The organism is Pseudomonas brenneri (genome assembly GCF_007858285.1).
Classification (GTDB): Bacteria; Pseudomonadota; Gammaproteobacteria; order Pseudomonadales; family Pseudomonadaceae; genus Aquipseudomonas; species Aquipseudomonas brenneri.
On sequence record NZ_VFIL01000011.1, the window covers coordinates 51,084 to 71,886 of the forward strand.

Consider the following 20,803-nt stretch of genomic DNA (forward strand, 5'->3'; position numbering starts at 1 on the left):
ATCAAGACGCCGCCAAGTGCGCCTTGAGTGTGTCGCGGGCCCTCATTTACACGCAGTGATGACGAGAACGCCATGGCCGGGCTAATTCCCCAGAGCTTTATTGACGACCTTCTGAACCGCACCGACATCGTCGATGTTGTCAGCTCGCGCGTGCAAATGAAAAAGGCTGGCAAGAACTACACCGCCTGCTGCCCGTTCCACAAAGAAAAAACCCCATCATTCAGCGTCAGCCCCGACAAGCAGTTCTATTACTGCTTCGGCTGTGGCGCTGGCGGCAACGCTCTCGGCTTTATCATGGACCACGACAACCTGGATTTCCCCCAGGCCGTCGAGGAACTGGCCAAAGCCGCTGGCATGGAAATCCCTCGCGAAGAAAGTGGCCGGCCGCACAAACCGCGCCAGCCCACCGACTCGCCGCTGTACCCGCTGCTCACCGCCGCCGCCGAGTTCTACCGCCAGGCACTGAAAAGCCATCCCCAGCGCAAAGCCGCCGTGAACTACCTCAAGGGCCGCGGCCTGACCGGGGAAATCGCCCGCGACTTCGGCCTGGGCTTCGCCCCGCCGGGCTGGGACAACCTGTACAAGCACCTGAGCAGCGACACCCTGCAGCAAAAAGCCATGATCGACGCCGGCCTGCTGGTGGAAAACGCCGAGACCGGCAAGCGTTATGACCGCTTCCGCGACCGGGTGATGTTCCCGATCCGCGACAGCCGTGGCCGCATCATTGCCTTTGGTGGCCGGGTACTGGGTGACGACAAGCCCAAATACCTGAACTCCCCGGAAACCCCGGTATTTCACAAGGGCCAGGAACTCTACGGCCTGTTCGAAGCGCGCAAGAACAATCGCAACCTCGATGAAATCATCGTGGTCGAAGGCTATATGGACGTCATCGCACTGGCCCAACAAGGTCTGCGCAATGCCGTGGCGACCCTCGGCACCGCCACCAGTGAAGAACACATGAAGCGCCTGTTTCGCGTGGTGCCCAGCGTGCTGTTCTGCTTCGACGGTGACCAGGCTGGCCGCAATGCCGCCTGGCGCGCCCTCGAAGCCACGCTGTCGAGCCTGCAGGATGGGCGCCGCGCGCGCTTTCTGTTCCTGCCCGAAGGCGAAGACCCGGACACCCTGGTGCGCTCCGAAGGCACCGATGCGTTCCGCGCGCGCATTCATCAGCACGCACAACCGCTGGCCGATTATTTCTTCCAACAATTGACTGAAGAGGCTGATCCGCGCTCCCTCGAAGGCAAGGCCCACATGGCCACCCTCGCGGCACCGCTGATCGACAAGGTACCCGGCGCCAACCTCAAGGCCCTGATGCGCCAGCGCCTGCTGGAAATCACCGGCCTGAGCGGCGAGGCAGTCAGCCAACTGGTGCACAGCGCGCCACAGGATGCGCCACCGGCTTACGATCCAGGCTTCGACTACGACGCCATGCCGGACTACGCTGACTTTCACCAGCCTCAAGAAGCCTTTGCGCCTCAACAGGAGTGGACGCCGAAGAAACCCGGCGATGGCGGCAAAAAGTGGGACAAGAAACCCTGGAGTAAAAACGGCAAGCGTGGTGATCGCGACGAGTCATACGCCCCCCGCACGCCGGTGGCCGTGGAAGCCCCGACGCTGATTGCCCTGCGCACCCTGATCCACCACCCGCAACTGGCGGGCAAGGTAGAAAGTGCCGAGCATTTTGCCAACGAGAGCAATACCTACGCTCAGGTGCTAATCGCCCTGATCGAGGCCGTGCAGAAAAATCCTAAGCTAAACTCAATCCAGTTGATGGCCCGCTGGCACGGAACAGAACAAGGGCGATTATTGAAAGCCCTCGCCGAAAAGGAATGGCTAATTGACGGCGATAACCTTGAACAACAGTTTTTAGACACCATTACTAGGTTATCCGCGGGCCAGCATACGCAGACCCTCGATGAACTTATCAAGAAAGCAAGGCAGCCGGGATTGTCGGCTGAAGAGCAAATTCAGATAGCAAAACAGATGCGCGACCTCTTAAAACAGAATGTTTGCGCATCAAACCCGACCTCAACTGGCGCGTGAGGTCATAGCTCGGGTATAATCCTCGGCTTGTTTTTTGCCCGCCAAGACCTTCAGTGGATAGGGTGTTATGTCCGGAAAAGCGCAACAGCAGTCTCGTATCAAAGAGTTGATCGTCCTTGGTCGTGAGCAGGGTTACCTGACTTACGCGGAGGTCAACGACCACCTGCCGGAGGATATTTCAGATCCGGAACAGGTGGAAGACATCATCCGCATGATTAACGACATGGGGATCAACGTATTCGAAGCTGCGCCAGATAAGGATTCTCTTATGCTGGCGGACGCCGATACCGACGAGGCCGCCGCTGAAGAAGCTGCTGCCGCGCTGGCTGCTGTGGAGACCGATATCGGTCGTACCACCGACCCTGTGCGCATGTATATGCGTGAAATGGGTACCGTCGAGCTGCTGACACGCGAAGGCGAAATCGAAATCGCCAAGCGTATCGAAGAGGGCATCCGTGAAGTGATGGGCGCAATCGCGCACTTCCCAGGCACGGTTGACCACATTCTCTCCGAGTACACCCGCGTTACCACCGAAGGTGGCCGCCTGTCCGACGTCCTGAGCGGTTACATCGACCCGGACGACGGCATTGCGCCGCCTGCCGCCGAAATACCGCCGCCTGTCGATCCCAAAGCCGCGAAAGCGGACGACGAGACCGACGACGACGAGGCTGAAGCCAGCACCGACGACGAAGAAGAAGTCGAAAGCGGCCCGGATCCGATCATCGCAGCCCAGCGCTTTGGCGCAGTCTCCGATCAGATGGAACTGGCGCGCAAGGCCCTGAAGAAGCACGGTCGTGGCAGCAAGCAGGCAACCGCCGAACTGCTGGCCCTGGCTGAGCTGTTCATGCCGATCAAGCTGGTGCCCAAGCAATTCGAAGGCCTGGTTGAGCGGGTTCGTAGCGCCCTTGAGCGTCTGCGTGCACAAGAGCGTGCGATCATGCAGCTCTGTGTTCGTGATGCGCGCATGCCGCGTGCCGACTTCCTGCGCCAGTTCCCGGGCAATGAAGTTGACGAAAGCTGGACCGACGCACTGGCCAAGGGCAAAAGCAAATATGCTGAAGCCATTGGTCGCTTCCAGGCCGACATCGTTCGTTGCCAGCAGAAGCTGACTGCATTGCAGACCGAAACCGGTCTGACGATTGCCGAGATCAAGGACATCAACCGTCGCATGTCGATCGGCGAGGCCAAGGCCCGCCGCGCGAAGAAAGAGATGGTTGAAGCGAACTTGCGTCTGGTGATCTCCATCGCCAAGAAGTACACCAACCGTGGCCTGCAATTCCTCGACCTGATCCAGGAAGGCAACATCGGCTTGATGAAAGCGGTGGACAAGTTCGAATACCGTCGTGGCTACAAGTTCTCGACTTATGCCACCTGGTGGATCCGTCAGGCGATCACTCGCTCGATCGCCGATCAGGCCCGCACCATCCGTATTCCGGTGCACATGATCGAGACCATCAACAAGCTCAACCGTATTTCCCGGCAGATGTTGCAGGAAATGGGTCGTGAACCGACCCCGGAAGAGCTGGGCGAACGCATGGAAATGCCTGAGGATAAAATCCGCAAGGTATTGAAGATCGCTAAAGAGCCGATCTCCATGGAAACCCCGATCGGTGATGACGAAGACTCCCACCTGGGTGACTTCATCGAAGACTCGACCATGCAGTCGCCAATCGATGTCGCCACCGTTGAGAGCCTTAAAGAAGCGACGCGCGACGTACTGTCCGGCCTCACTGCCCGTGAAGCCAAGGTACTGCGCATGCGTTTCGGCATCGACATGAATACCGACCACACCCTTGAGGAAGTCGGTAAGCAGTTTGACGTGACTCGCGAGCGGATCCGTCAGATCGAAGCCAAGGCGCTGCGCAAGTTGCGCCACCCGACGAGAAGCGAGCATTTGCGCTCCTTCCTCGACGAGTGATCACAAAACCCCCAGGCCCTGGCCTGGGGGTTTTGCTTTGTGCAGATTAAATCTCCCCCGCTTTACCCCCCCTCGCAATGCCCGTCTACACTCGAAACATTCCCCGTGCCATAACGAGACCGTTATGCCCAGACTGCCGGCCGTGCTACTGCTGTCGCTGCTGACCTGGACCGCAACGGCTGGCGCGTTGACTCTCACCGATGAAGAGCATGGCTGGTTGGCGGCCCACCCAGAATTGCGCCTGGGCGTTGATGCTTCGTGGCCGCCGTTTGAATACCGCGATGAAGACGGCCGCTACCAGGGCCTGGCCGCCGACTATGTGCGGCTGATCCAGGAACGCCTGGGCATCAAGATCAGACTGATCGAGCCCGCCAACTGGAGCGCGCTACTGGAGCAGGCCCGGAACAACCAGCTCGACCTGTTGCCAGGGATTATGTCCACCCCGGAGCGTCAGGGTTTCCTGGCATTTTCCCGGCCTTACCTCGACTTCCCCATCGTCATTCTTGCCCATGAAGGCGGTGCCCAACCCCGCTCCCTCAAGGACCTGTATGGGCTGAAGATCGCGGTGGTGGAGAACTATGCCCCCCACGAATTGCTGCGCACCCACCATCCCGACCTGAACCTGGTAGCGATGCCCAACGTCAGTTCGACGTTGCAGGCCCTGGCCACTGATGAGGTAGACGCCGTCGTCGGAGACCTGGCCTCCAGTGTCTGGAGCCTGCGCCAGCTCAAGCTCGACGGTTTATACGTCAGCGGCGAAACACCGTATCGCTACCAACTGGCAATGGGCGTGCCCCGCCAGAACAAAATGCTGATAAGCATTCTGGATAAAGTACTCGCCGACCTGAGCCCCAGCGAAATCAACGAGATCCAGGAACACTGGGTCGGCAATGTCATCGATCATCGGGCCTTCTGGGCCGACTTGCTGCTCTACGGCCTGCCTGCCGTGCTGCTGTTGAGCACCGTGCTGGCCATCGTGATCCGAATCAACCGCCGACTCAGCTCGGAAATTTCCCGCCGGGTAGCCCTGGAGCAAGAGCTGCGCAGCAGCGAATACCATTACCGTGGCCTGGTGGAAAGCCTGTCGGCCATCGCCTGGGAAGCGGACATCGCTGACTTCACCTACAGCTATGTGTCACCCCATGCCGAGGAACTGCTGGGCTATCCACGGGCGCATTGGCTGATCCCGGGCTTCTGGCGCAACATCATCCACCCCGCCGACCTGACCCGCGCCGAAGCCTTCTGCCAGCGTGAAACCCGCGCCAACCGCGACCACAGCATCGACTACCGAGTGATCACCGCCGACGGTCGTTGCCTGTGGGTCAGGGACATTGTCAGCCTGATCAAGCATGGGCATGAGCCGGTCATGCGTGGGCTGATGATCGACATCAGCGAGGCCAAGCGCACGGAGGAAGCGCTACAACTTTCGCAGGAGAAGTTCGCCTCGGTGTTCCAGCAATGCCCGGACATATTGGTGATCGCCCGCCTGTCCGATGGCTGCTTGCTGGAGGTCAACAAGGCCTTCGAGGACCAGATTGGCCTGAGCGCCGCCGAGGTCATCGGCAAGACCGCCACCGAGCTGAATATCTGGGGCATCCAGGGCGTGGGCCCCAACCTGCTCAAGCGCGTACAGACCACCAGCATTCGCAACCTGGAGATGCCGTTCCTGCGCAGTAACGGCCAGGCGTTTACCGGGCTGATTTCTGCCGAACCCTTCCAGCTCGATGCGACCGAAGCGTTGGTGGTCGTGGTGCGGGACATCACCCAACTGAAAGAAACCCAACAACTGTTGCAAACCTCCGAAGAGAAGTTCGCCAAGGCCTTCCATGCCTCGCCCGACGGCTTATTGCTGAGTCGCCAGCGCGATGGCCTGCTGCTGGAAGTCAACGAAGGCTTTAGCCGTATCACTGGTTTCAACAGTGCAACGTCCCTGGACCAATCGACCCTGGACCTGGGCATCTGGGTGGACTTGAACGAACGCAAGCACATGCTTGACCTGCTGCAGCGCGACGGCCTGGTGCGTGATTTCGTCTGCCATATCCGGCGCAGTGACGGCCAAATTCGCCTGTGCGAAGTGTCCAGTCGCCCACTGCCCATTGGCGACGAAGACTGCATGCTGACCATCGCCCGGGACATCACCGAACGCCAGTTGATGCAGGAAAAACTGCAACAGGCTGCGACGGTTTTCGAAAGCACCGCCGAAGGCGTGTTGATCACCGATACCCGGCAGAATATCAGCGCCGTCAACCGCGCCTTCAGCGAGATCACCGGCTACAGCGAAGCCGAAGCCCTCGGCCACACCCCGCGCCTGCTGGCCTCCGGGCTGCACGACAGCGCGTTCTACGCCGCCATGTGGCACCAACTGACGGCCAACGGCCATTGGCAAGGCGAGATCTCCAACCGGCGCAAGAACGGCGAGCTGTATCCCAGTTGGCTGACCATCAGCGCCGTGCGCAACCCCGACCAGTCAATCACCCACTTCGTCGCGGTGTTTGCCGACATCTCCAGCCTCAAGCACGCCCAGGCGCGGCTCGACTACCAGGCACATCACGACCCCCTCACCGGCCTGCCCAACCGCACTCTGTTTGAAAACCGCCTGCAAACCGCCCTCAACAATCAACCGGGAACGGCCAGCCAGGGTGCGGTGCTGTTTCTCGACCTCGACCGCTTCAAGCACATCAACGACAGCCTCGGCCACCCGATTGGCGACCTGCTGCTCAAAGACATCGCCGTGCGCCTCAAGGAACAACTGCGCGATATCGACACCGTGGCCCGCCTGGGCGGTGACGAATTCATCATCCTGCTGCCCGGCCTGCAACAAGCCAGCGACGCCCAACACCTGGCCAATAAACTGCTGGCCTGCTTCACCCTGCCCTTCCAGGCAGGCGAACACGAGTTTTTTATCAGCGCCAGTATCGGTACCAGCCTCTATCCGCAGGACGGTATCGACGTCGCCACCCTGGTCAAAAACGCCGATGCCGCCATGTATCGCTCCAAAGCCAAGGGCCGCAACCGGGTCGAACGCTACACCCAGGACCTGACCGCCCAGGCCAACGAGCGCGTCGCCCTCGAACACGAACTGCGCCGGGCCATCGAGCGCGAAGAACTGTTTCTGTATTACCAGCCGAAATGGAGCCTGGAAACCCAACAACTGATCGGCGCCGAAGCACTGATCCGCTGGCGCCATCCGACATTTGGCGATGTGCCTCCCGAGCACTTCATCGCCCTGGCCGAAGAGAACGGCATGATCCTGCAAATCGGCGACTGGGTCCTGGAACAGGCTTGCCGCCAACTGCACCTGTGGCGCAAATCCTATGACGACTTTGGCCCGCTCTCCGTCAACCTCGCCGGCGCCCAACTGCGCCACCCCAACCTGCTGGGGCGCATCGAGCAACTGCTGCAGGACAACCGCCTGGAACCGGGCTGCCTGCAACTGGAAATCACCGAAAACTTCATCATGAGCCAGGCCGAAGAAGCCCTGGAAGTGCTGCATCAACTCAAGCGCCTGGGCGTGCAACTGGCCATCGACGACTTTGGCACCGGCTACTCATCCTTGAGCTACCTCAAGCGCCTGCCCCTGGATTTCCTGAAAATCGACCAATCCTTTGTCCGCGGCCTGCCGGACGACCCCCACGACGCCGCCATCGTGCGCGCCATCATCGCCCTGGGCCACAGCATGCAATTCACCATCATCGCCGAAGGCGTGGAAACCCCCGCCCAGCAAGCCTTCCTCACCGCCGAAGGCTGCGAACAAATGCAAGGCTACATCGTCAGCCTGCCCCTCCCCGCCGACATCTTCGCCGCGACCTTCCTTCACATGACCCATTCGGATTTTTCGGATAGCACAGTGGAGAAACCATCGTTATAATCCGCGACCTACTGAGGGCCTATAGCTCAGTTGGTTAGAGCAGGGGACTCATAATCCCTTGGTCGTAGGTTCGAGTCCTACTGGGCCCACCAACTCCAAAGCCGCGCATTGCGCGGCTTTCGTGTTTCTGGATGGACCACCGCAGATACAGTCTGAATCCCCTCGGCCTAACGTCTCCAAAACCGACGCGCTCGATGAGTTGTTAGCGGGGAGTTGGCTTCTGGCGATGAGCCCCATGCAGACGTCAAATTCCACGGGGCCTCACATCAAAGACTGTTTGCATCTTAGTCACCGCTTGTAGAAAATCGTCGTCTTTTTGCACGAATGGATACGCGCATGAAGTTCGAGAAGACCACGCAGTACAGGTCCGAGGAAGGGATCGTCTTCAATCTGTCTCAAATCACCCTCATGGAAAGCGACCGAGGTCGCCTGCGCGAGCTGCACTTTGGCGAAGCGAAACGCGCCCATTACCAAGTCAACAGCATGGTCGTCGATATGTACGACCGAATGCAGGCTCGAAACCTGCCATGCCTGCTGACAGTCTGCATTTCCAATCCCCTCATCCGGCAGCAGGCCGATGCTATCAACACTATGCGCGGCAACGCCGCCAAGGGAATTGCTGCGGCCTCAGGTGGCGTTGCCGGGAAGGTAGGTGCGTTCGGTGGGCCGCTCATTGGCTGGGCTTCAGGTGCAGTCGTGACGACAGGTGTCAACTGGTACCTCAAAGGGGCCCTGCCGAACCTGCATGCAGGTGACGTGCTGGTCAGCATCGAGGGAGAGGTCCATGGCGGGATTGGCCCACAGCGCTCTGTCGTGACGCTGGTCATCAAGGTCTGAGGAACTGCACATGCCCTACATCATGCAAACTGTCGTCCTTCTGGTGCTGGGCGCGATCCTCGTTCAGTTTCTGAAACCATACCCGCTGCGCAAGTGGCTGGGTTTGGCGCTGCTGGCAACGGGCTTGATCAGCCTCTTCAAGGTGGGTGAGCAGCAGGCGCTGGGCTTTGATCTGGAGCTGCTAGCACTGCTGGCCGTGCCGCTGGGCGTAGTGCTTTTCCTGACGCGGCGGCGGTTCACGGAGGGGGACTGAAGCCCTGGCACGATTTCTCGGTGCCGTCTCTGGTACTCAGCTTGAACAACCTTCTCAAAATTACGCTTAACACCACGTATTACAGGGCCTCCAGCGGGTTCGAGTCCTACTGGGCCCACCCTCTTTAAAAGCCGCGCACTGCGCGGCTTTTGCGTTTCTGGCGGTCGCCCTAAGCACCCGCGAACACGAGCCTGTAACATGCTCCCTCATTGCCACCCACGCCGGAGCCCATCTTGTCCGCCACCCGCCCTCCCGTCCTCGATGAAATCGACCGCCAGTTGATCGCAGCCTTGCAGATCAATGCCCGTGAAAGCGTGGCCATGCTCGCTCGGCAATTGGGGATTGCCCGCACCACTGTGACCTCGCGCCTGGCGCGCCTGGAAAAGACCCAGGTGATTACCGGCTATGGCGTGCGCCTTGGTCAGCGTGTGGTGGATGGTGGGTTGCAGGCGTATGTGGGGATTACCGTGCAACCGCGTTCCGGCAAGGAAGTGCTGCGTCGCCTCAGCGCCATGGCGCAGGTCCAGCAGCTGTGTGCGGTCAGTGGTGAGTTTGATTATGTGGCCTGGCTGCGCACCGACTCGCCGGAACAGCTGGATCAGTTGCTGGACCAGATCGGCAGTGTCGATGGGGTGGAAAAGACCACCACTTCGATCATCCTCAGTAACAAACTGGATCGCGGACAACCAGTTTGACCACCAATATCGTCACTTCGACTGAAAACAATTCAATTCGACGACACATTGCGTCTTATTAACGAGCGCTACGCTCCCTAGAATGGCTGCCATCTTTTCCTATACTCAACGGGTCGTGCCCCGTCGAGTTGCCAGCAAGGTCAGCCATGAACGCCACCCACAAGAACAATCGCCACCCTGCAGACGGTAAAAAGCCCATCACTATCTTTGGCCCGGATTTCCCGTTCGCCTTCGATGACTGGATTGAACACCCGGCTGGACTGGGCAGTATTCCCGCCGCCAACCACGGGGCCGAAGTGGCGATTGTCGGCGCAGGTATCGCCGGGCTGGTGGCCGCCTACGAGTTGATGAAGCTCGGTCTCAAGCCAGTGGTGTATGAAGCCTCGAAAATGGGTGGGCGCTTGCGCTCCCAGGCGTTTGAAGGGGCCGAAGGCATCATCGCGGAGCTGGGTGGCATGCGCTTCCCGGTGTCGTCGACGGCGTTCTACCACTATGTGGACAAGCTGGGCCTGGAAACCAAGCCATTCCCCAACCCGTTGACACCGGCCTCCGGCAGCACCGTGATCGACCTGGAAGGCCAGACTCATTACGCACAGAAAATCTCCGACCTTCCTGCGCTGTTCCAGGAAGTGGCTGACGCCTGGGCCGACGCCCTGGAGGCCGGCTCGCAGTTCGGAGATATCCAACAAGCGATTCGCGACCGTGACGTGCCACGGCTCAAGGAGCTGTGGAACAAGTTGGTGCCGCTGTGGGACGACCGCACCTTCTATGACTTCGTCGCCACCTCCAAGGCGTTTGCCAAACTGTCGTTCCATCACCGCGAAGTGTTTGGCCAAGTGGGTTTCGGCACGGGTGGCTGGGATTCGGACTTCCCCAACTCGATGCTGGAAATCTTCCGCGTGGTGATGACCAACTGCGACGACCACCAGCACCTGGTGGTCGGTGGCGTGGCGCAAGTGCCCATGGGTATCTGGCGCCATGTGCCTGAGCGTTGTGCACACTGGCCGCAAGGCACCAGCCTCAGCTCCCTGCACCATGGCGCGCCACGGGCCGGGGTCAAGCGCATTGCCCATGCGGCCGACGGGCGTTTCGCGGTGACCGACAACTATGGCGACACTCGTGAATACGCCGCAGTGTTGACCACCTGCCAGAGCTGGCTGCTGACCACCCAGATCGAATGCGACGAGAGCCTGTTCTCGCAAAAAATGTGGATGGCCCTGGACCGTACGCGCTACATGCAGTCGTCGAAAACCTTTGTCATGGTTGACCGGCCTTTCTGGAAAGACAAAGACCCGCAAACCGGCCGCGACCTGATGAGCATGACCCTCACTGACCGCCTGACCCGCGGCACCTACCTGTTCGACAACGGCGACGACAAGCCCGGGGTCATTTGCCTGTCCTATTCGTGGATGAGCGACGCGCTGAAAATGCTCCCGCAGCCCATCGATAAACGAGTGAAGCTGGCCCTCGACGCGCTGAAAAAGATCTACCCGAAAGTCGACCTCAAGGCGCGCATCATTGGCGACCCGATCACCGTTTCCTGGGAGGCCGATCCGCATTTCCTCGGCGCATTCAAGGGCGCGTTGCCGGGCCACTACCGCTACAACCAGCGGATGTATGCGCACTTCATGCAAAAGGACATGCCGGCCGAGCAGCGCGGGATTTTCATCGCTGGCGACGATGTATCCTGGACACCTGCCTGGGTCGAAGGCGCAGTGCAGACCTCACTGAACGCGGTTTGGGGCATCATGAGCCACTTCGGTGGCAGCACTCACCCAGAGAACCCGGGACCGGGGGATGTGTTCGATGAAATCGGCCCCATCGCCCTGGCCGAATAAGGAGTCAAGCCATGCGTGTCGCCCTGTATCAATGCCCGCCATTGCCGCTGGATGTCGCTGGCAATCTCAAGCGTCTGCATAGCGTCGCCCATGAAGCGTGCGATGCCGACGTGCTGGTGCTGCCGGAGATGTTCCTCACCGGCTACAACATCGGTGCAGAAGCGGTGGGGGCGCTGGCCGAAGCGCAGGACGGGCCGTCGGCGCAGACCATTGCCGAACTGGCAAAGAACACCGGCCTGGCGATTCTCTATGGCTACCCGGAACGCACCGAGGACGGTCAGATCTACAATGCCGTGCAATTGATCGACGCCAATGGCCAGCGCCTGTGCAACTACCGCAAGACGCACCTGTTCGGCGACCTCGATCACTCGATGTTCAGCGCCGGCGGCGACGAATTCCCTGTCGTCGAGCTGAACGGCTGGAAGCTGGGATTCCTCATCTGCTACGACCTGGAGTTCCCGGAAAACACCCGACGCCTGGCCCTGGCGGGTGCCGAGTTGATCCTGGTACCGACGGCCAACATGGTGCCCTTCGACTTCATCGCCGACGTCACCGTCCGGGCACGGGCCTTTGAAAACCAGTGCTACGTGGCCTACGCCAACTATTGCGGGCATGAAGATCAGATCCAGTATTGCGGGCAAAGCAGCATCGCCGCGCCGAATGGCCAGCGTGTCGCCCAGGCGGGCCTCGATGAGGCGTTGATCGTCGCCACCCTCGACCGCCAGTTGATACACGACGCGCAAGCCGCCAATCACTACCTGGCGGACCGTCGCCCCGAGCTTTATGCAGCGTTGCACAAGCACTGACGGCCGCGCTTTGCGCTAGCATAGGCACTTCCTACGTTCTGGAAGTGTCCATGCCTGTGCCGGCCCACCCTCATCACCTGCAACTGACCCTGGCCAATGGCCTGCGGGTTTCCCTGCGTCATGCCCCACATCTGAAGCGCTGTGCAGCAGCCTTGCGGGTAGCGGCCGGCAGCCATGACGTGCCGCTGGCCTGGCCGGGGCTGGCACACTTTCTGGAGCACCTGCTGTTTCTTGGCACCGAGGCTTTTCCTGCATCTGATGGCTTGATGGCCTACGTGCAGCGCCACGGTGGGCAGGTCAACGCCAGCACCCGCGAGCGCACCACTGACTTTTTCTTCGAAGTGCCCAAGCAGGTATTGGGCGAAGCGCTGCAACGCCTGGCCGATATGCTCGCTCAGCCGCGCCTGGCCATGGACGATCAACTGCGCGAGCGTGAAGTGCTGCAGGCAGAATTTGTCGCCTGGTCCCAGGATGCCGAGGCACAACATCAGGTTGCGCTACTCGAAGGCCTCGCTGCCGGGCATCCGCTACGGGGTTTCCATGCGGGCAATCGCGACAGCCTGCCGGTTCCACACGAGGACTTTCAACAAGGGTTGCACACGTTTTACCAAGGTTTCTATCACACCGGGCAGATGACCTTGAGCCTTGCCGGCCCACAGTCGCTGGAGGCGCTGCAAGTCCTGGCCCAGCGCTTTGGCGACAGCCTGCGCCCAGGGCCGCTGCGCCCACAGCAAGCACCACCGGCATTGATGAGCGGTGATAAACACCGCTACTCACACCTCGAAAAAAACCGCTTGCATCACATCATTGCCTGCAACACGCCCCGTGAAGCATTGCAGTTCCTTTGCACCTGGCTGAATGCTGCGGCGCCGGGCGGTTTGCTTGCCGAGTTGAAAACCCGCGGATGGGCGAGTGCGTTGCACGCCAAGGTGCTGTACGCGTTTGCCGGGCAGGCACTGCTGGATATTGAGTTCACCCTGGGGCCCAAAGGGGCGCAACAAGCCCCGGCAATCGAAGCACTGTTGAATGACTGGCTGAGCTTTTTTGCTCACAGCGATTGGACTGCGCTGCGTGCAGAGTACGCCCTGTTGGTCGCCCGCCAGCAGCAAACCCGGGGCGCCCTGGCCCTGGCACGGCAGGAAACGCCGCAGTTGTGCGAAGAGCATTGCCAGACCCTTCAGGCGATGCTGGATGCACAGCACCTGACGCCCGCCGAACAAGCCTGGAAGTTGCCGCCAGCCAATCCATTCCTGCAACAGGCATCCAAAGAGCAACGCCCCGGACTGATTCGCGGCCAGACCAGCGCCCATCGCGGGTTACGGAGCTTTGCCCAGGATCGCTCCCGTGGCAGACGGGACCTGCCAGCCCTGACGTTCAGCAGAGCATTGCCAGACGACAATGACGAAGGCGCCCTTTACCTGCGCTGGCAGTTCGATTCATCCGAGCATGGAGCGTTTTTCCCACGCTTGGCCAGCAGCCTCCAGCCGCTGCGAGAAAACGCCCGTCAGGCCGGCGTGGAAATATCCTTCGAGGCCATAGGCAATGACGGGCTCCTGAGGATGACCGGGCTGCATGAGCCCATGCCACTCATCGTCGAACAACTGGCACGCGACCTGGCTCAACCCGACGCGAGCCTTTGGCAAGAGACGCCTGCCAGCCCGGCACCACAGATGGCCATTCGCGAATTGCTCAAGGCATTGCCGGCCTCTACTGCGGACACCGGGCTCATCGCTGATCTCAACGTGTTACCCGACCTGTGGGCCACCGCCCACTGGCAAGGCCTGGGCGTCGGCCTGCCGGCCGCCTGTGAAATGGCGATCAAAAGTGCGGCGGCACGCCTGCCCGGGCAATGCGCCGACGTTGAACACAAGACCCAGCCCATCAACGGCCAACATCGCTGGCAAACAGTAAACACCGCTGGCGATGAAGCCGCCTTGCTGCTGTTCTGCCCGGCACCGAGCCAGTCTCTCGCCGACGAGGCCGACTGGCGATTGCTCGCCCACCTGGCCCAGACCCCGTTCTACCAGCGCCTGCGCGTCGAGCTGCAAGTGGGCTACGCCGTATTCAGCGGTATCCGACAGCTCAATGGGCAAACCGGCTTGCTGCTTGGCGTACAGTCGCCCAGCGTGGCGCTTGAGGGGTTGCTCACTCACATCCGGGCCTTCCTCATGCAACTGCCGGCCTTGATCAATGCCGACGAGAACATGGGCAACGCGGCCCTGGCCGAGCAGTTTTCGCCACACGCACTGCCGATACCCCAAGCCGCCGAATGGCTCTGGCAGGCCCGCCTGGCAGGGCATGGCGCGGACTATCTTGAGCAGTTGCAACAGTTGATCCAGACCCGCACACGCCAGCAGTTGATCAACGCGGCGCAACAACTCAACCAAGCCGCCGGCGGCTGGCTCTGCCTGGCCAATGGGGCTGCGGTGGGCGATCCCTGGCAGCTATGAGCTGATCGTTGCTGATGCTGCAACAGGCTTTTTCCACCAAGACAGCGCTAGCTCGACGAGAAATGAGTAATATTCCCACACACATCTGAACATCTCCGCCTGGAGGTGGACTATATGTATTACTTGGTAGTAAACGTCCCATCCCTTCGTAGGAGTATGAATATGACTTGGTCCAAACCTGCTTACACTGATCTGCGTATCGGTTTTGAAGTCACCATGTACTTCGCCAGCCGCTGATTGCTTTTGTATTGCAATGCAACGCCTCGGCTCGCCGGGGCGTTTTTATTTTGAGTCTTGTGTGAAGGAGCGGCGATGTTTGTCCAGATTCTAGGTTCGGCTGCCGGTGGTGGGTTCCCACAGTGGAACTGCAACTGCGTGAACTGCGCCGGCTTTCGCGACGGCAGCCTGCGCGCCCAGGCGCGCACCCAATCGTCCATCGCCCTGTCCGATGATGGCGTGAATTGGGTGCTGTGCAACGCCTCGCCGGATATCCGCGCCCAATTGCAGGGCTTTGCGCCGATGCAACCGGGCCGAGCCCTGCGCGATACCGGGATTAGCGCAATCATCCTGATGGACAGCCAGATCGACCACACCACTGGCCTGCTCAGCCTGCGCGAAGGCTGCCCGCACCAGGTGTGGTGCACCGACATGGTCCATGAAGACCTGAGCACCGGTTTCCCATTGTTCACCATGCTGACCCACTGGAATGGTGGCCTGGATTGGCAGCGCATCGAGCTGGATACCAGCTTCACCGTCCCTGCCTGCCCCAACCTGCGCTTCACCCCGCTGCCCCTGCGCAGCGCTGCGCCGCCCTACTCGCCCCATCGGTTCGACCCGCACCCCGGTGACAATATCGGCTTGATCGTCGAAGACCTGCGCACCGGCGGCAAGCTGTTCTATGCCCCTGGCCTGGGCAAGGTCGACGCGCCGTTGCTGGAGATCATGGCAGGCAGCGATTGCCTGCTGGTGGACGGCACGATGTGGGATGACGATGAAATGCAACGGCGTGGCGTCGGCACCCGTACCGGCCGCGAAATGGGCCACCTGGCACAGAACGGCCCCGGCGGCATGCTGCAAGTGCTGGAGCAATTGCCCAAGCAGCGCAAGGTGCTTATCCACATCAACAACACCAACCCGATCCTCGACGAGGACTCGCCCGAACGGGCCGAGTTGGCGCGGCGCAACGTGGAAGTAGCCTACGACGGCATGAGCATCAAACTGTAGGAGCGAGCTTGCTCGCGAAAAACGTAAGAGCAACGCATTTATCCACAATGCCCACGTCATCGTTAACGACCATCGCGAGCAAGCTTGCTCCTACAACGGAGAGCCCCAATGACCGATACACCGCTGACCCCCGCCGAGTTTGAACAGGCCTTGCGAGCCAAAGGCGCCTTCTACCATATCCATCACCCCTACCACGTGGCGATGTATGAAGGCCGCGCCACCCGCGAGCAGATCCAAGGCTGGGTCGCCAACCGGTTCTACTACCAGGTGAATATCCCACTGAAGGACGCCGCGATCCTTGCCAACTGCCCGGATCGGGAAGTCCGCCGCGAGTGGATCCAGCGCCTGCTCGATCATGACGGCGCCCCCGGCGAAGACGGCGGCATCGAAGCCTGGCTGCGCCTGGGCCAGGCGGTGGGCCTGGACCCGGATCAACTGCGTTCCCAGGAACTGGTGCTGCCCGGCGTGCGGTTTGCCGTGGATGCCTACGTCAACTTCGCCCGCCGGGCCAGTTGGCAGGAAGCCGCCAGCAGCTCGCTGACCGAGCTGTTTGCCCCACAGATCCACCAATCGCGCCTCGACAGCTGGCCCCAGCATTACCCGTGGATCGATCCTGCCGGCTATGAGTATTTCCGCACCCGCCTGGGCCAAGCCCGACGGGATGTCGAGCACGGGCTGGCGATCACGCTTGCGCACTATACCAGCCGCGCCGGCCAGGAGCGGATGCTGGAGATTCTCCAGTTCAAACTCGACATTCTTTGGAGCATGCTCGATGCCATGAGCATGGCCTACGAACTGAACCGCCCGCCCTATCACAGCGTGACTGCGCAGCGGGTCTGGCATAAAGGGATCACCCTATGAGTTTCGACCGCAGCAAAAAACCGACCTGGCGCCAGGGCTACCGCTACCAGTACGAGCCGGCGCAGAAGGGCCATGTGTTGCTGTACCCCGAAGGCATGATCAAGCTCAATGACAGCGCCGCGTTGATTGGTGGCTTGATCGACGGAGAGCGCAGTGTGGCGGCCATCATTGGCGAGCTGGAGCAGCAATTCCCCGGCGTACCCGAACTCGGTGAAGACATCGAGCAATTCATGGAGGTGGCGCGTGCAGAGCACTGGATCGAACTTGCCTGAAAAGCCCGAGATTGGCCTGCCGCTATGGTTGCTTGCCGAGCTGACCTATCGCTGCCCGTTGCAGTGCCCGTACTGCTCCAACCCGCTGGACTTCGCCGAGCAGGGCAAAGAGTTGAGCACCGAACAGTGGATCAAGGTGTTTCGCGAGGCCCGGGAAATGGGCGCGGCACAACTGGGGTTTTCCGGTGGTGAGCCGCTGGTGCGCCAGGACCTCGCCGAACTGATCAGCGAAGCGCGCAAGCTGGGGTTCTATACCAACCTGATCACCTCCGGTATCGGCCTGACCGAGCAAAAGATCAGCGACTTCAAGAAGGCGGGCCTGGACCATATCCAGATCAGCTTCCAGGCCAGCGACGAACAGGTGAACAACCTGCTGGCCGGCTCCAAAAAAGCTTTCGCGCAGAAGCTGGAAATGGCCCGGGCGGTCAAAGCCCATGGCTATCCGATGGTGCTGAATTTCGTTACCCACAGACACAATATCGACAAGATCGATCGCATCATCGAGCTGTGTCTCGCCCTTGAAGCAGATTTTGTCGAACTCGCTACCTGCCAGTTCTACGGCTGGGCGCAACTCAATCGCGTTGGCCTGCTGCCAACCCAGGAACAACTGACCCGCGCCGAACGCATCACCAACGAATACCGCGCCAAGCTGGAAGCCGAAGGGCATCCGTGCAAGCTGATTTTCGTCACGCCGGACTATTACGAGGAACGCCCAAAGGCCTGCATGAATGGTTGGGGCAGCATCTTTCTGACAGTCACACCAGACGGCACCGCCCTACCTTGTCACGGTGCCCGACAAATGCCGGTGCAGTTTCCCAATGTGCGCGATCACAGCATGCAGCACATCTGGTACGACTCGTTTGGTTTCAACCGCTTTCGTGGTTATGACTGGATGCCCGAGCCCTGCCGCTCGTGCGACGAGAAGGAAAAGGACTTCGGCGGTTGCCGCTGCCAGGCGTTCATGCTCACGGGGGATGCCAGCAATGCTGACCCGGTGTGCAGCAAATCCGCCGACCACGGCATCATCCTTAATGCCCGTCTTGAAGCCGAACACGCCACGCAGACCATCGAGCAACTGGCTTTTCGCAATGAGCGAAACTCCCGGCTGATCGCCAAAGGCTGACCGATCAGCGCTTGGCGATGATGTACACCGCATGCACGATGCCTGGGATGTAGCCGCACAGGGTCAACAGAAGATTCAGCCAGAACGCGCCGGCGAAACCCACTTGCAGGAACACACCCAGTGGCGGCACCAGAATGGCGATGATGATACGAATGATATCCATGGGTTCAGCTCCGAAAAATCGGCTCGTGTGAGCCGTACAGCTAATCGACCCTGGGCGTGCGCGAGGGTTCAGTAGAATCTGGCACGGGGCCATCTTCCTCAGGCAAGGATATCCAACCCATGCTTTTGCACGATACTCAGCAACTTGAGCGCCATGCCGCTGGGCTGCTTCTCACCGGATTCCCATTGCTTGACTGTCGAGGCGCTGGTGTTCAGGTAACGGGCGAACACCGGTTGGCTGACATGACTGCGCTCGCGCAGTTGCTTGATCTGGTCGGCAGGTATCTGTGCCGGTACAGGCGCAATGCACAGCTCATCGAATTCACGAAGGGTGGTCTTGCTGATGGCGCCAATCGAATGCAGCGCGCTGGCCGATTGGTGAATGGACTCCAGCGCTTGGCTTTCATATTTTCTGGTCATGATGTATCTCCACAAACTCCCTGAGATCCAGTAATTGCTGGATCTGTATTTCGTTTAAGCCTTCATAGGCCTTTGCCAACGCCCGAAACCCAGTCAATTCCTTGTGACTGATATTGCTTTGATCTTGCTTGGCGAACAGAAACTGGTAAACCCAGTAATGCCTGCCCTTCGCCAGGACGATGGAACGATGCCGGTTGTGATTGAGGCGTTTCTTCCAGACTCCACCGCCCAGATTGTCCGCCTGGCCCCTGAGCATTTCGCCAAATGCCTCTCCTAATTCCGAATCGCAGATCCAGGCCTTGCTGGCGGCATCAGCAAAATGCCGGCTTTTGAATAGTCGCAGCTTCATAGGCATCCCTTCCCCACAAACATACCACCCAGTGGTACAGATTAGAAATAGGGCTCACAAAAAATCTTTGCGCCCTACCGGCACTCCCTGCCGGTGCCCGCTAAAAAGCCATTTTTCTCGATAAGCCTCAAGCATCCTTTTCAATCCAGAAATGACACACAAAAAAACGCCCCCAACCAAAAAAATCAAGCTGGAGGCGCTGCGTATACCGCGAGACGGTTCAGGAAAAAGGGTTAAACGGCGATGCCCTTGCGGCATTGCAGTTGGGCGCTTTGCACGCGGGAGAATGCGCGAGCCAGGCGCAGTAGCATTTCGTCGATATTGCTCTTGCTTAACGTCAGTGCCGGGGTAAAGCGCAGGCAGTTGGGTTGTGGGGCATTGAGGATAAGGCCCTCATAAAGCGCCGCTTTTACCACCGCATCTGCCGAATCATCTGACAAGCTCAGGCCCAACAACAGGCCATGCCCTCGCAGTTCGCCCTGGCCGTAGCGGTGGGCAAGGCGCGCCAGGCCTTCGCCCAAGTACTGGCCGGTATCACGCACGTGTTCGAGGAAGTCGTGGCTCAGCACGCTTTCGAGCACGGCAACTCCAGCAGCAGCCATCAGGGCATTGCCGTGATGGGTACCTTCCAGCTCACCCAGTTCAAAGCAGCAGGCTTTACCGCGAGCCAGCAGGGCAGCCAATGGCACCCCGCCGCCCAACCCCTTGCCCAGGGTGACGATGTCGGCGCGCACGCCGTAGCGTTCTTCTGCCAGCAAGGTGCCGCAGCGGCCCATCCCGGTCTGCACCTCGTCGAGAATCAACAAAATGCCCAGCTCCCGGCACAAGCGCTCAACCCCCTTGAGATAATGCTCGGTGGCCGGGATGACACCGGCTTCGCCCTGGATCGGCTCCAGCATGATCGCCACGGTTTGCGCATCGACTGCGGCATGCAAGGCTGGCAGATTGTTGAACGGCACATGGCAAAAGCCCGGCAGTTGCGGTTCGAAACGATTGTCACCAGCCCCCGCCGAGGCCGCCAGCGTGGTCAGGCTGCGGCCGTGGCAGGCGTTGCTCGCGGTGATAATCCGATAGGCGCCGCCCCGGTGCACTTGGCCCCACTTGCGCGCCAACTTGATGGCCGCCTCGCAGGCTTCTGCACCGCTGTTGAGCAGGTAGGCCTGGTCGCTGCCAGTGCTGTGGCACAGGCGCTCCACCAGGTTCAATTGGCTGCGGTTGTGCAGCCCTATGCCGGGGTTGATAAGCGCCTGCGCCTGGTCGGCCAATGCGCGCACCAGTACCGAAGGGCTGTGGCCGAGGCTGTTGGCGGCACCGCCCTGGGTAAAGTCCAGGTAGGCACGGTCTTCGCTGTCCCACAGCCAGGAACCCTGGCCACGTACGAAAATCTGCGGCGGACGGGCCACGGTCGGCATCAGGGATTGGCTGGAAAGCTCATCGCGCAGCATCGGGGGCTTCGTGTCCAGTAGCAGATCATCCAGGCTGGGTGCCGGGCGGCGCAGGTTGAACAGGTTCATGCCTGCACACCCCACAGGCGGTTGGCAACCTCAGGTTGGCGGGAGCTCGGCCAGTGGTTTTTTGCCTTGCCTATGTAAACACCATCACTGTAAACGGTATTCATCGCGCGTCTTGGCCCTGTAAGCCCTTTGAATAGGCGCTAGACTAGGCGCCTTGAGGGCGTACAGCC

General features: G+C 60.3%; 18 protein-coding genes and 1 tRNA gene. 15 read left to right on the forward strand and 4 right to left on the reverse strand.

All coding sequences use genetic code 11. The features are described 5' to 3' along the window. Positions 1-72: 72 nt before the first annotated feature. The 15 genes from dnaG to pqqE all read left to right on the forward strand — a co-directional run bounded on the left by dnaG (position 73) and on the right by pqqE (position 18,188). Entirely contained in the window at positions 73-2,043 is a 1,971-nt protein-coding gene (gene dnaG / locus FJD34_RS22325; RefSeq protein WP_032858554.1) for a DNA primase, read from the forward strand. A 67-nt stretch (positions 2,044-2,110) separates the two neighbouring features. After that, the gene (gene rpoD / locus FJD34_RS22330; protein WP_032858556.1) at positions 2,111-3,961 is read left to right on the forward strand and encodes an RNA polymerase sigma factor RpoD; all 1,851 of its coding nucleotides are present in this window, start codon (positions 2,111-2,113) and stop codon (positions 3,959-3,961) included. A gap of 124 nt (positions 3,962-4,085) precedes the next feature. Beyond that, positions 4,086-7,829 (forward strand): EAL domain-containing protein, encoded by a 3,744-nt coding sequence (locus tag FJD34_RS22335; RefSeq protein WP_032858558.1) that lies wholly within the window; start codon positions 4,086-4,088, stop codon positions 7,827-7,829. A gap of 15 nt (positions 7,830-7,844) precedes the next feature. Continuing rightward, positions 7,845-7,921 (forward strand) — tRNA-Ile (locus FJD34_RS22340). Positions 7,922-8,165: 244 nt separating this feature from the next. After that, positions 8,166-8,666: a hypothetical protein gene (locus FJD34_RS22345; protein ID WP_170233110.1), complete on the forward strand. Its 501-nt coding sequence runs from the start codon at positions 8,166-8,168 to the stop codon at positions 8,664-8,666. A 10-nt stretch (positions 8,667-8,676) separates the two neighbouring features. After that, a complete protein-coding gene (locus FJD34_RS22350) occupies positions 8,677-8,919 on the forward strand; it encodes a hypothetical protein (RefSeq protein WP_032858560.1) in 243 nt (80 codons plus the stop codon). A 233-nt stretch (positions 8,920-9,152) separates the two neighbouring features. Then, the gene (locus FJD34_RS22355; RefSeq protein WP_032858561.1) at positions 9,153-9,614 is read left to right on the forward strand and encodes an Lrp/AsnC family transcriptional regulator; all 462 of its coding nucleotides are present in this window, start codon (positions 9,153-9,155) and stop codon (positions 9,612-9,614) included. Positions 9,615-9,760: 146 nt separating this feature from the next. After that, entirely contained in the window at positions 9,761-11,452 is a 1,692-nt protein-coding gene (locus FJD34_RS22360; protein WP_032858563.1) for a flavin monoamine oxidase family protein, read from the forward strand. A gap of 11 nt (positions 11,453-11,463) precedes the next feature. Next, positions 11,464-12,258 carry a carbon-nitrogen hydrolase family protein gene (locus tag FJD34_RS22365; RefSeq protein WP_032858564.1) on the forward strand — a complete coding sequence of 265 codons (795 nt, stop codon included), beginning with the start codon at positions 11,464-11,466 and terminating at the stop codon, positions 12,256-12,258. A gap of 50 nt (positions 12,259-12,308) precedes the next feature. Further along, a complete protein-coding gene (gene pqqF / locus FJD34_RS22370; protein ID WP_032858566.1) occupies positions 12,309-14,708 on the forward strand; it encodes a pyrroloquinoline quinone biosynthesis protein PqqF in 2,400 nt (799 codons plus the stop codon). A gap of 162 nt (positions 14,709-14,870) precedes the next feature. After that, positions 14,871-14,945 (forward strand): pyrroloquinoline quinone precursor peptide PqqA, encoded by a 75-nt coding sequence (pqqA, locus tag FJD34_RS22375; protein ID WP_003194766.1) that lies wholly within the window; start codon positions 14,871-14,873, stop codon positions 14,943-14,945. Between the two features lie 75 nt (positions 14,946-15,020). Then, entirely contained in the window at positions 15,021-15,932 is a 912-nt protein-coding gene (gene pqqB / locus FJD34_RS22380) for a pyrroloquinoline quinone biosynthesis protein PqqB (protein ID WP_032858567.1), read from the forward strand. A 108-nt stretch (positions 15,933-16,040) separates the two neighbouring features. Further along, a complete protein-coding gene (gene pqqC / locus FJD34_RS22385; RefSeq protein WP_032858569.1) occupies positions 16,041-16,793 on the forward strand; it encodes a pyrroloquinoline-quinone synthase PqqC in 753 nt (250 codons plus the stop codon). Next, positions 16,790-17,065, forward strand: coding sequence for a pyrroloquinoline quinone biosynthesis peptide chaperone PqqD (pqqD, locus tag FJD34_RS22390; RefSeq protein WP_032858571.1), 276 nt, complete (start codon positions 16,790-16,792; stop codon positions 17,063-17,065). Before pqqC ends, pqqD begins: the two co-directional genes overlap by 4 nt. Next, positions 17,058-18,188, forward strand: a complete 1,131-nt coding sequence (gene pqqE / locus FJD34_RS22395; protein WP_229752130.1) for a pyrroloquinoline quinone biosynthesis protein PqqE — start codon at positions 17,058-17,060, stop codon at positions 18,186-18,188. The genes pqqD and pqqE overlap by 8 nt, the downstream gene beginning before the upstream one ends. Positions 18,189-18,192: 4 nt before the next feature. Here pqqE and FJD34_RS22400 read toward each other — a convergent pair whose 3' ends face one another. From FJD34_RS22400 to FJD34_RS22415, 4 genes are all read right to left on the reverse strand, one after another. Further along, entirely contained in the window at positions 18,193-18,351 is a 159-nt protein-coding gene (locus FJD34_RS22400; protein WP_032858573.1) for a YqaE/Pmp3 family membrane protein, read from the reverse strand. 98 nt (positions 18,352-18,449) lie between these two features. Beyond that, entirely contained in the window at positions 18,450-18,770 is a 321-nt protein-coding gene (locus FJD34_RS22405; RefSeq protein ID WP_032858574.1) for a helix-turn-helix domain-containing protein, read from the reverse strand. Beyond that, positions 18,754-19,119 (reverse strand): type II toxin-antitoxin system RelE/ParE family toxin, encoded by a 366-nt coding sequence (locus FJD34_RS22410; RefSeq protein ID WP_032858575.1) that lies wholly within the window; start codon positions 19,117-19,119, stop codon positions 18,754-18,756. Before FJD34_RS22410 ends, FJD34_RS22405 begins: the two co-directional genes overlap by 17 nt. 233 nt (positions 19,120-19,352) lie before the next feature. Continuing rightward, positions 19,353-20,633 carry an aspartate aminotransferase family protein gene (locus FJD34_RS22415; RefSeq protein ID WP_090292220.1) on the reverse strand — a complete coding sequence of 427 codons (1,281 nt, stop codon included), beginning with the start codon at positions 20,631-20,633 and terminating at the stop codon, positions 19,353-19,355. Positions 20,634-20,803 lie beyond the last annotated feature (170 nt).

Coding starts and splice junctions, on each gene's coding strand:
- FJD34_RS22365 (WP_032858564.1), top strand. CDS start 11,464: ATGCGTGTCGCCCTGTATCAATGCCCGCCATTGCCGCTGGATGTCGCT.
- FJD34_RS22350 (WP_032858560.1), top strand. CDS start 8,677: ATGCCCTACATCATGCAAACTGTCGTCCTTCTGGTGCTGGGCGCGATC.
- rpoD (WP_032858556.1), top strand. CDS start 2,111: ATGTCCGGAAAAGCGCAACAGCAGTCTCGTATCAAAGAGTTGATCGTC.
- pqqB (WP_032858567.1), top strand. CDS start 15,021: ATGTTTGTCCAGATTCTAGGTTCGGCTGCCGGTGGTGGGTTCCCACAG.
- FJD34_RS22415 (WP_090292220.1), bottom strand. CDS start 20,633: ATGAACCTGTTCAACCTGCGCCGCCCGGCACCCAGCCTGGATGATCTG.
- pqqD (WP_032858571.1), top strand. CDS start 16,790: ATGAGTTTCGACCGCAGCAAAAAACCGACCTGGCGCCAGGGCTACCGC.
- pqqF (WP_032858566.1), top strand. CDS start 12,309: ATGCCTGTGCCGGCCCACCCTCATCACCTGCAACTGACCCTGGCCAAT.
- FJD34_RS22345 (WP_170233110.1), top strand. CDS start 8,166: ATGAAGTTCGAGAAGACCACGCAGTACAGGTCCGAGGAAGGGATCGTC.
- FJD34_RS22405 (WP_032858574.1), bottom strand. CDS start 18,770: ATGACCAGAAAATATGAAAGCCAAGCGCTGGAGTCCATTCACCAATCG.
- dnaG (WP_032858554.1), top strand. CDS start 73: ATGGCCGGGCTAATTCCCCAGAGCTTTATTGACGACCTTCTGAACCGC.
- pqqC (WP_032858569.1), top strand. CDS start 16,041: ATGACCGATACACCGCTGACCCCCGCCGAGTTTGAACAGGCCTTGCGA.
- FJD34_RS22360 (WP_032858563.1), top strand. CDS start 9,761: ATGAACGCCACCCACAAGAACAATCGCCACCCTGCAGACGGTAAAAAG.
- FJD34_RS22400 (WP_032858573.1), bottom strand. CDS start 18,351: ATGGATATCATTCGTATCATCATCGCCATTCTGGTGCCGCCACTGGGT.
- FJD34_RS22410 (WP_032858575.1), bottom strand. CDS start 19,119: ATGAAGCTGCGACTATTCAAAAGCCGGCATTTTGCTGATGCCGCCAGC.
- FJD34_RS22335 (WP_032858558.1), top strand. CDS start 4,086: ATGCCCAGACTGCCGGCCGTGCTACTGCTGTCGCTGCTGACCTGGACC.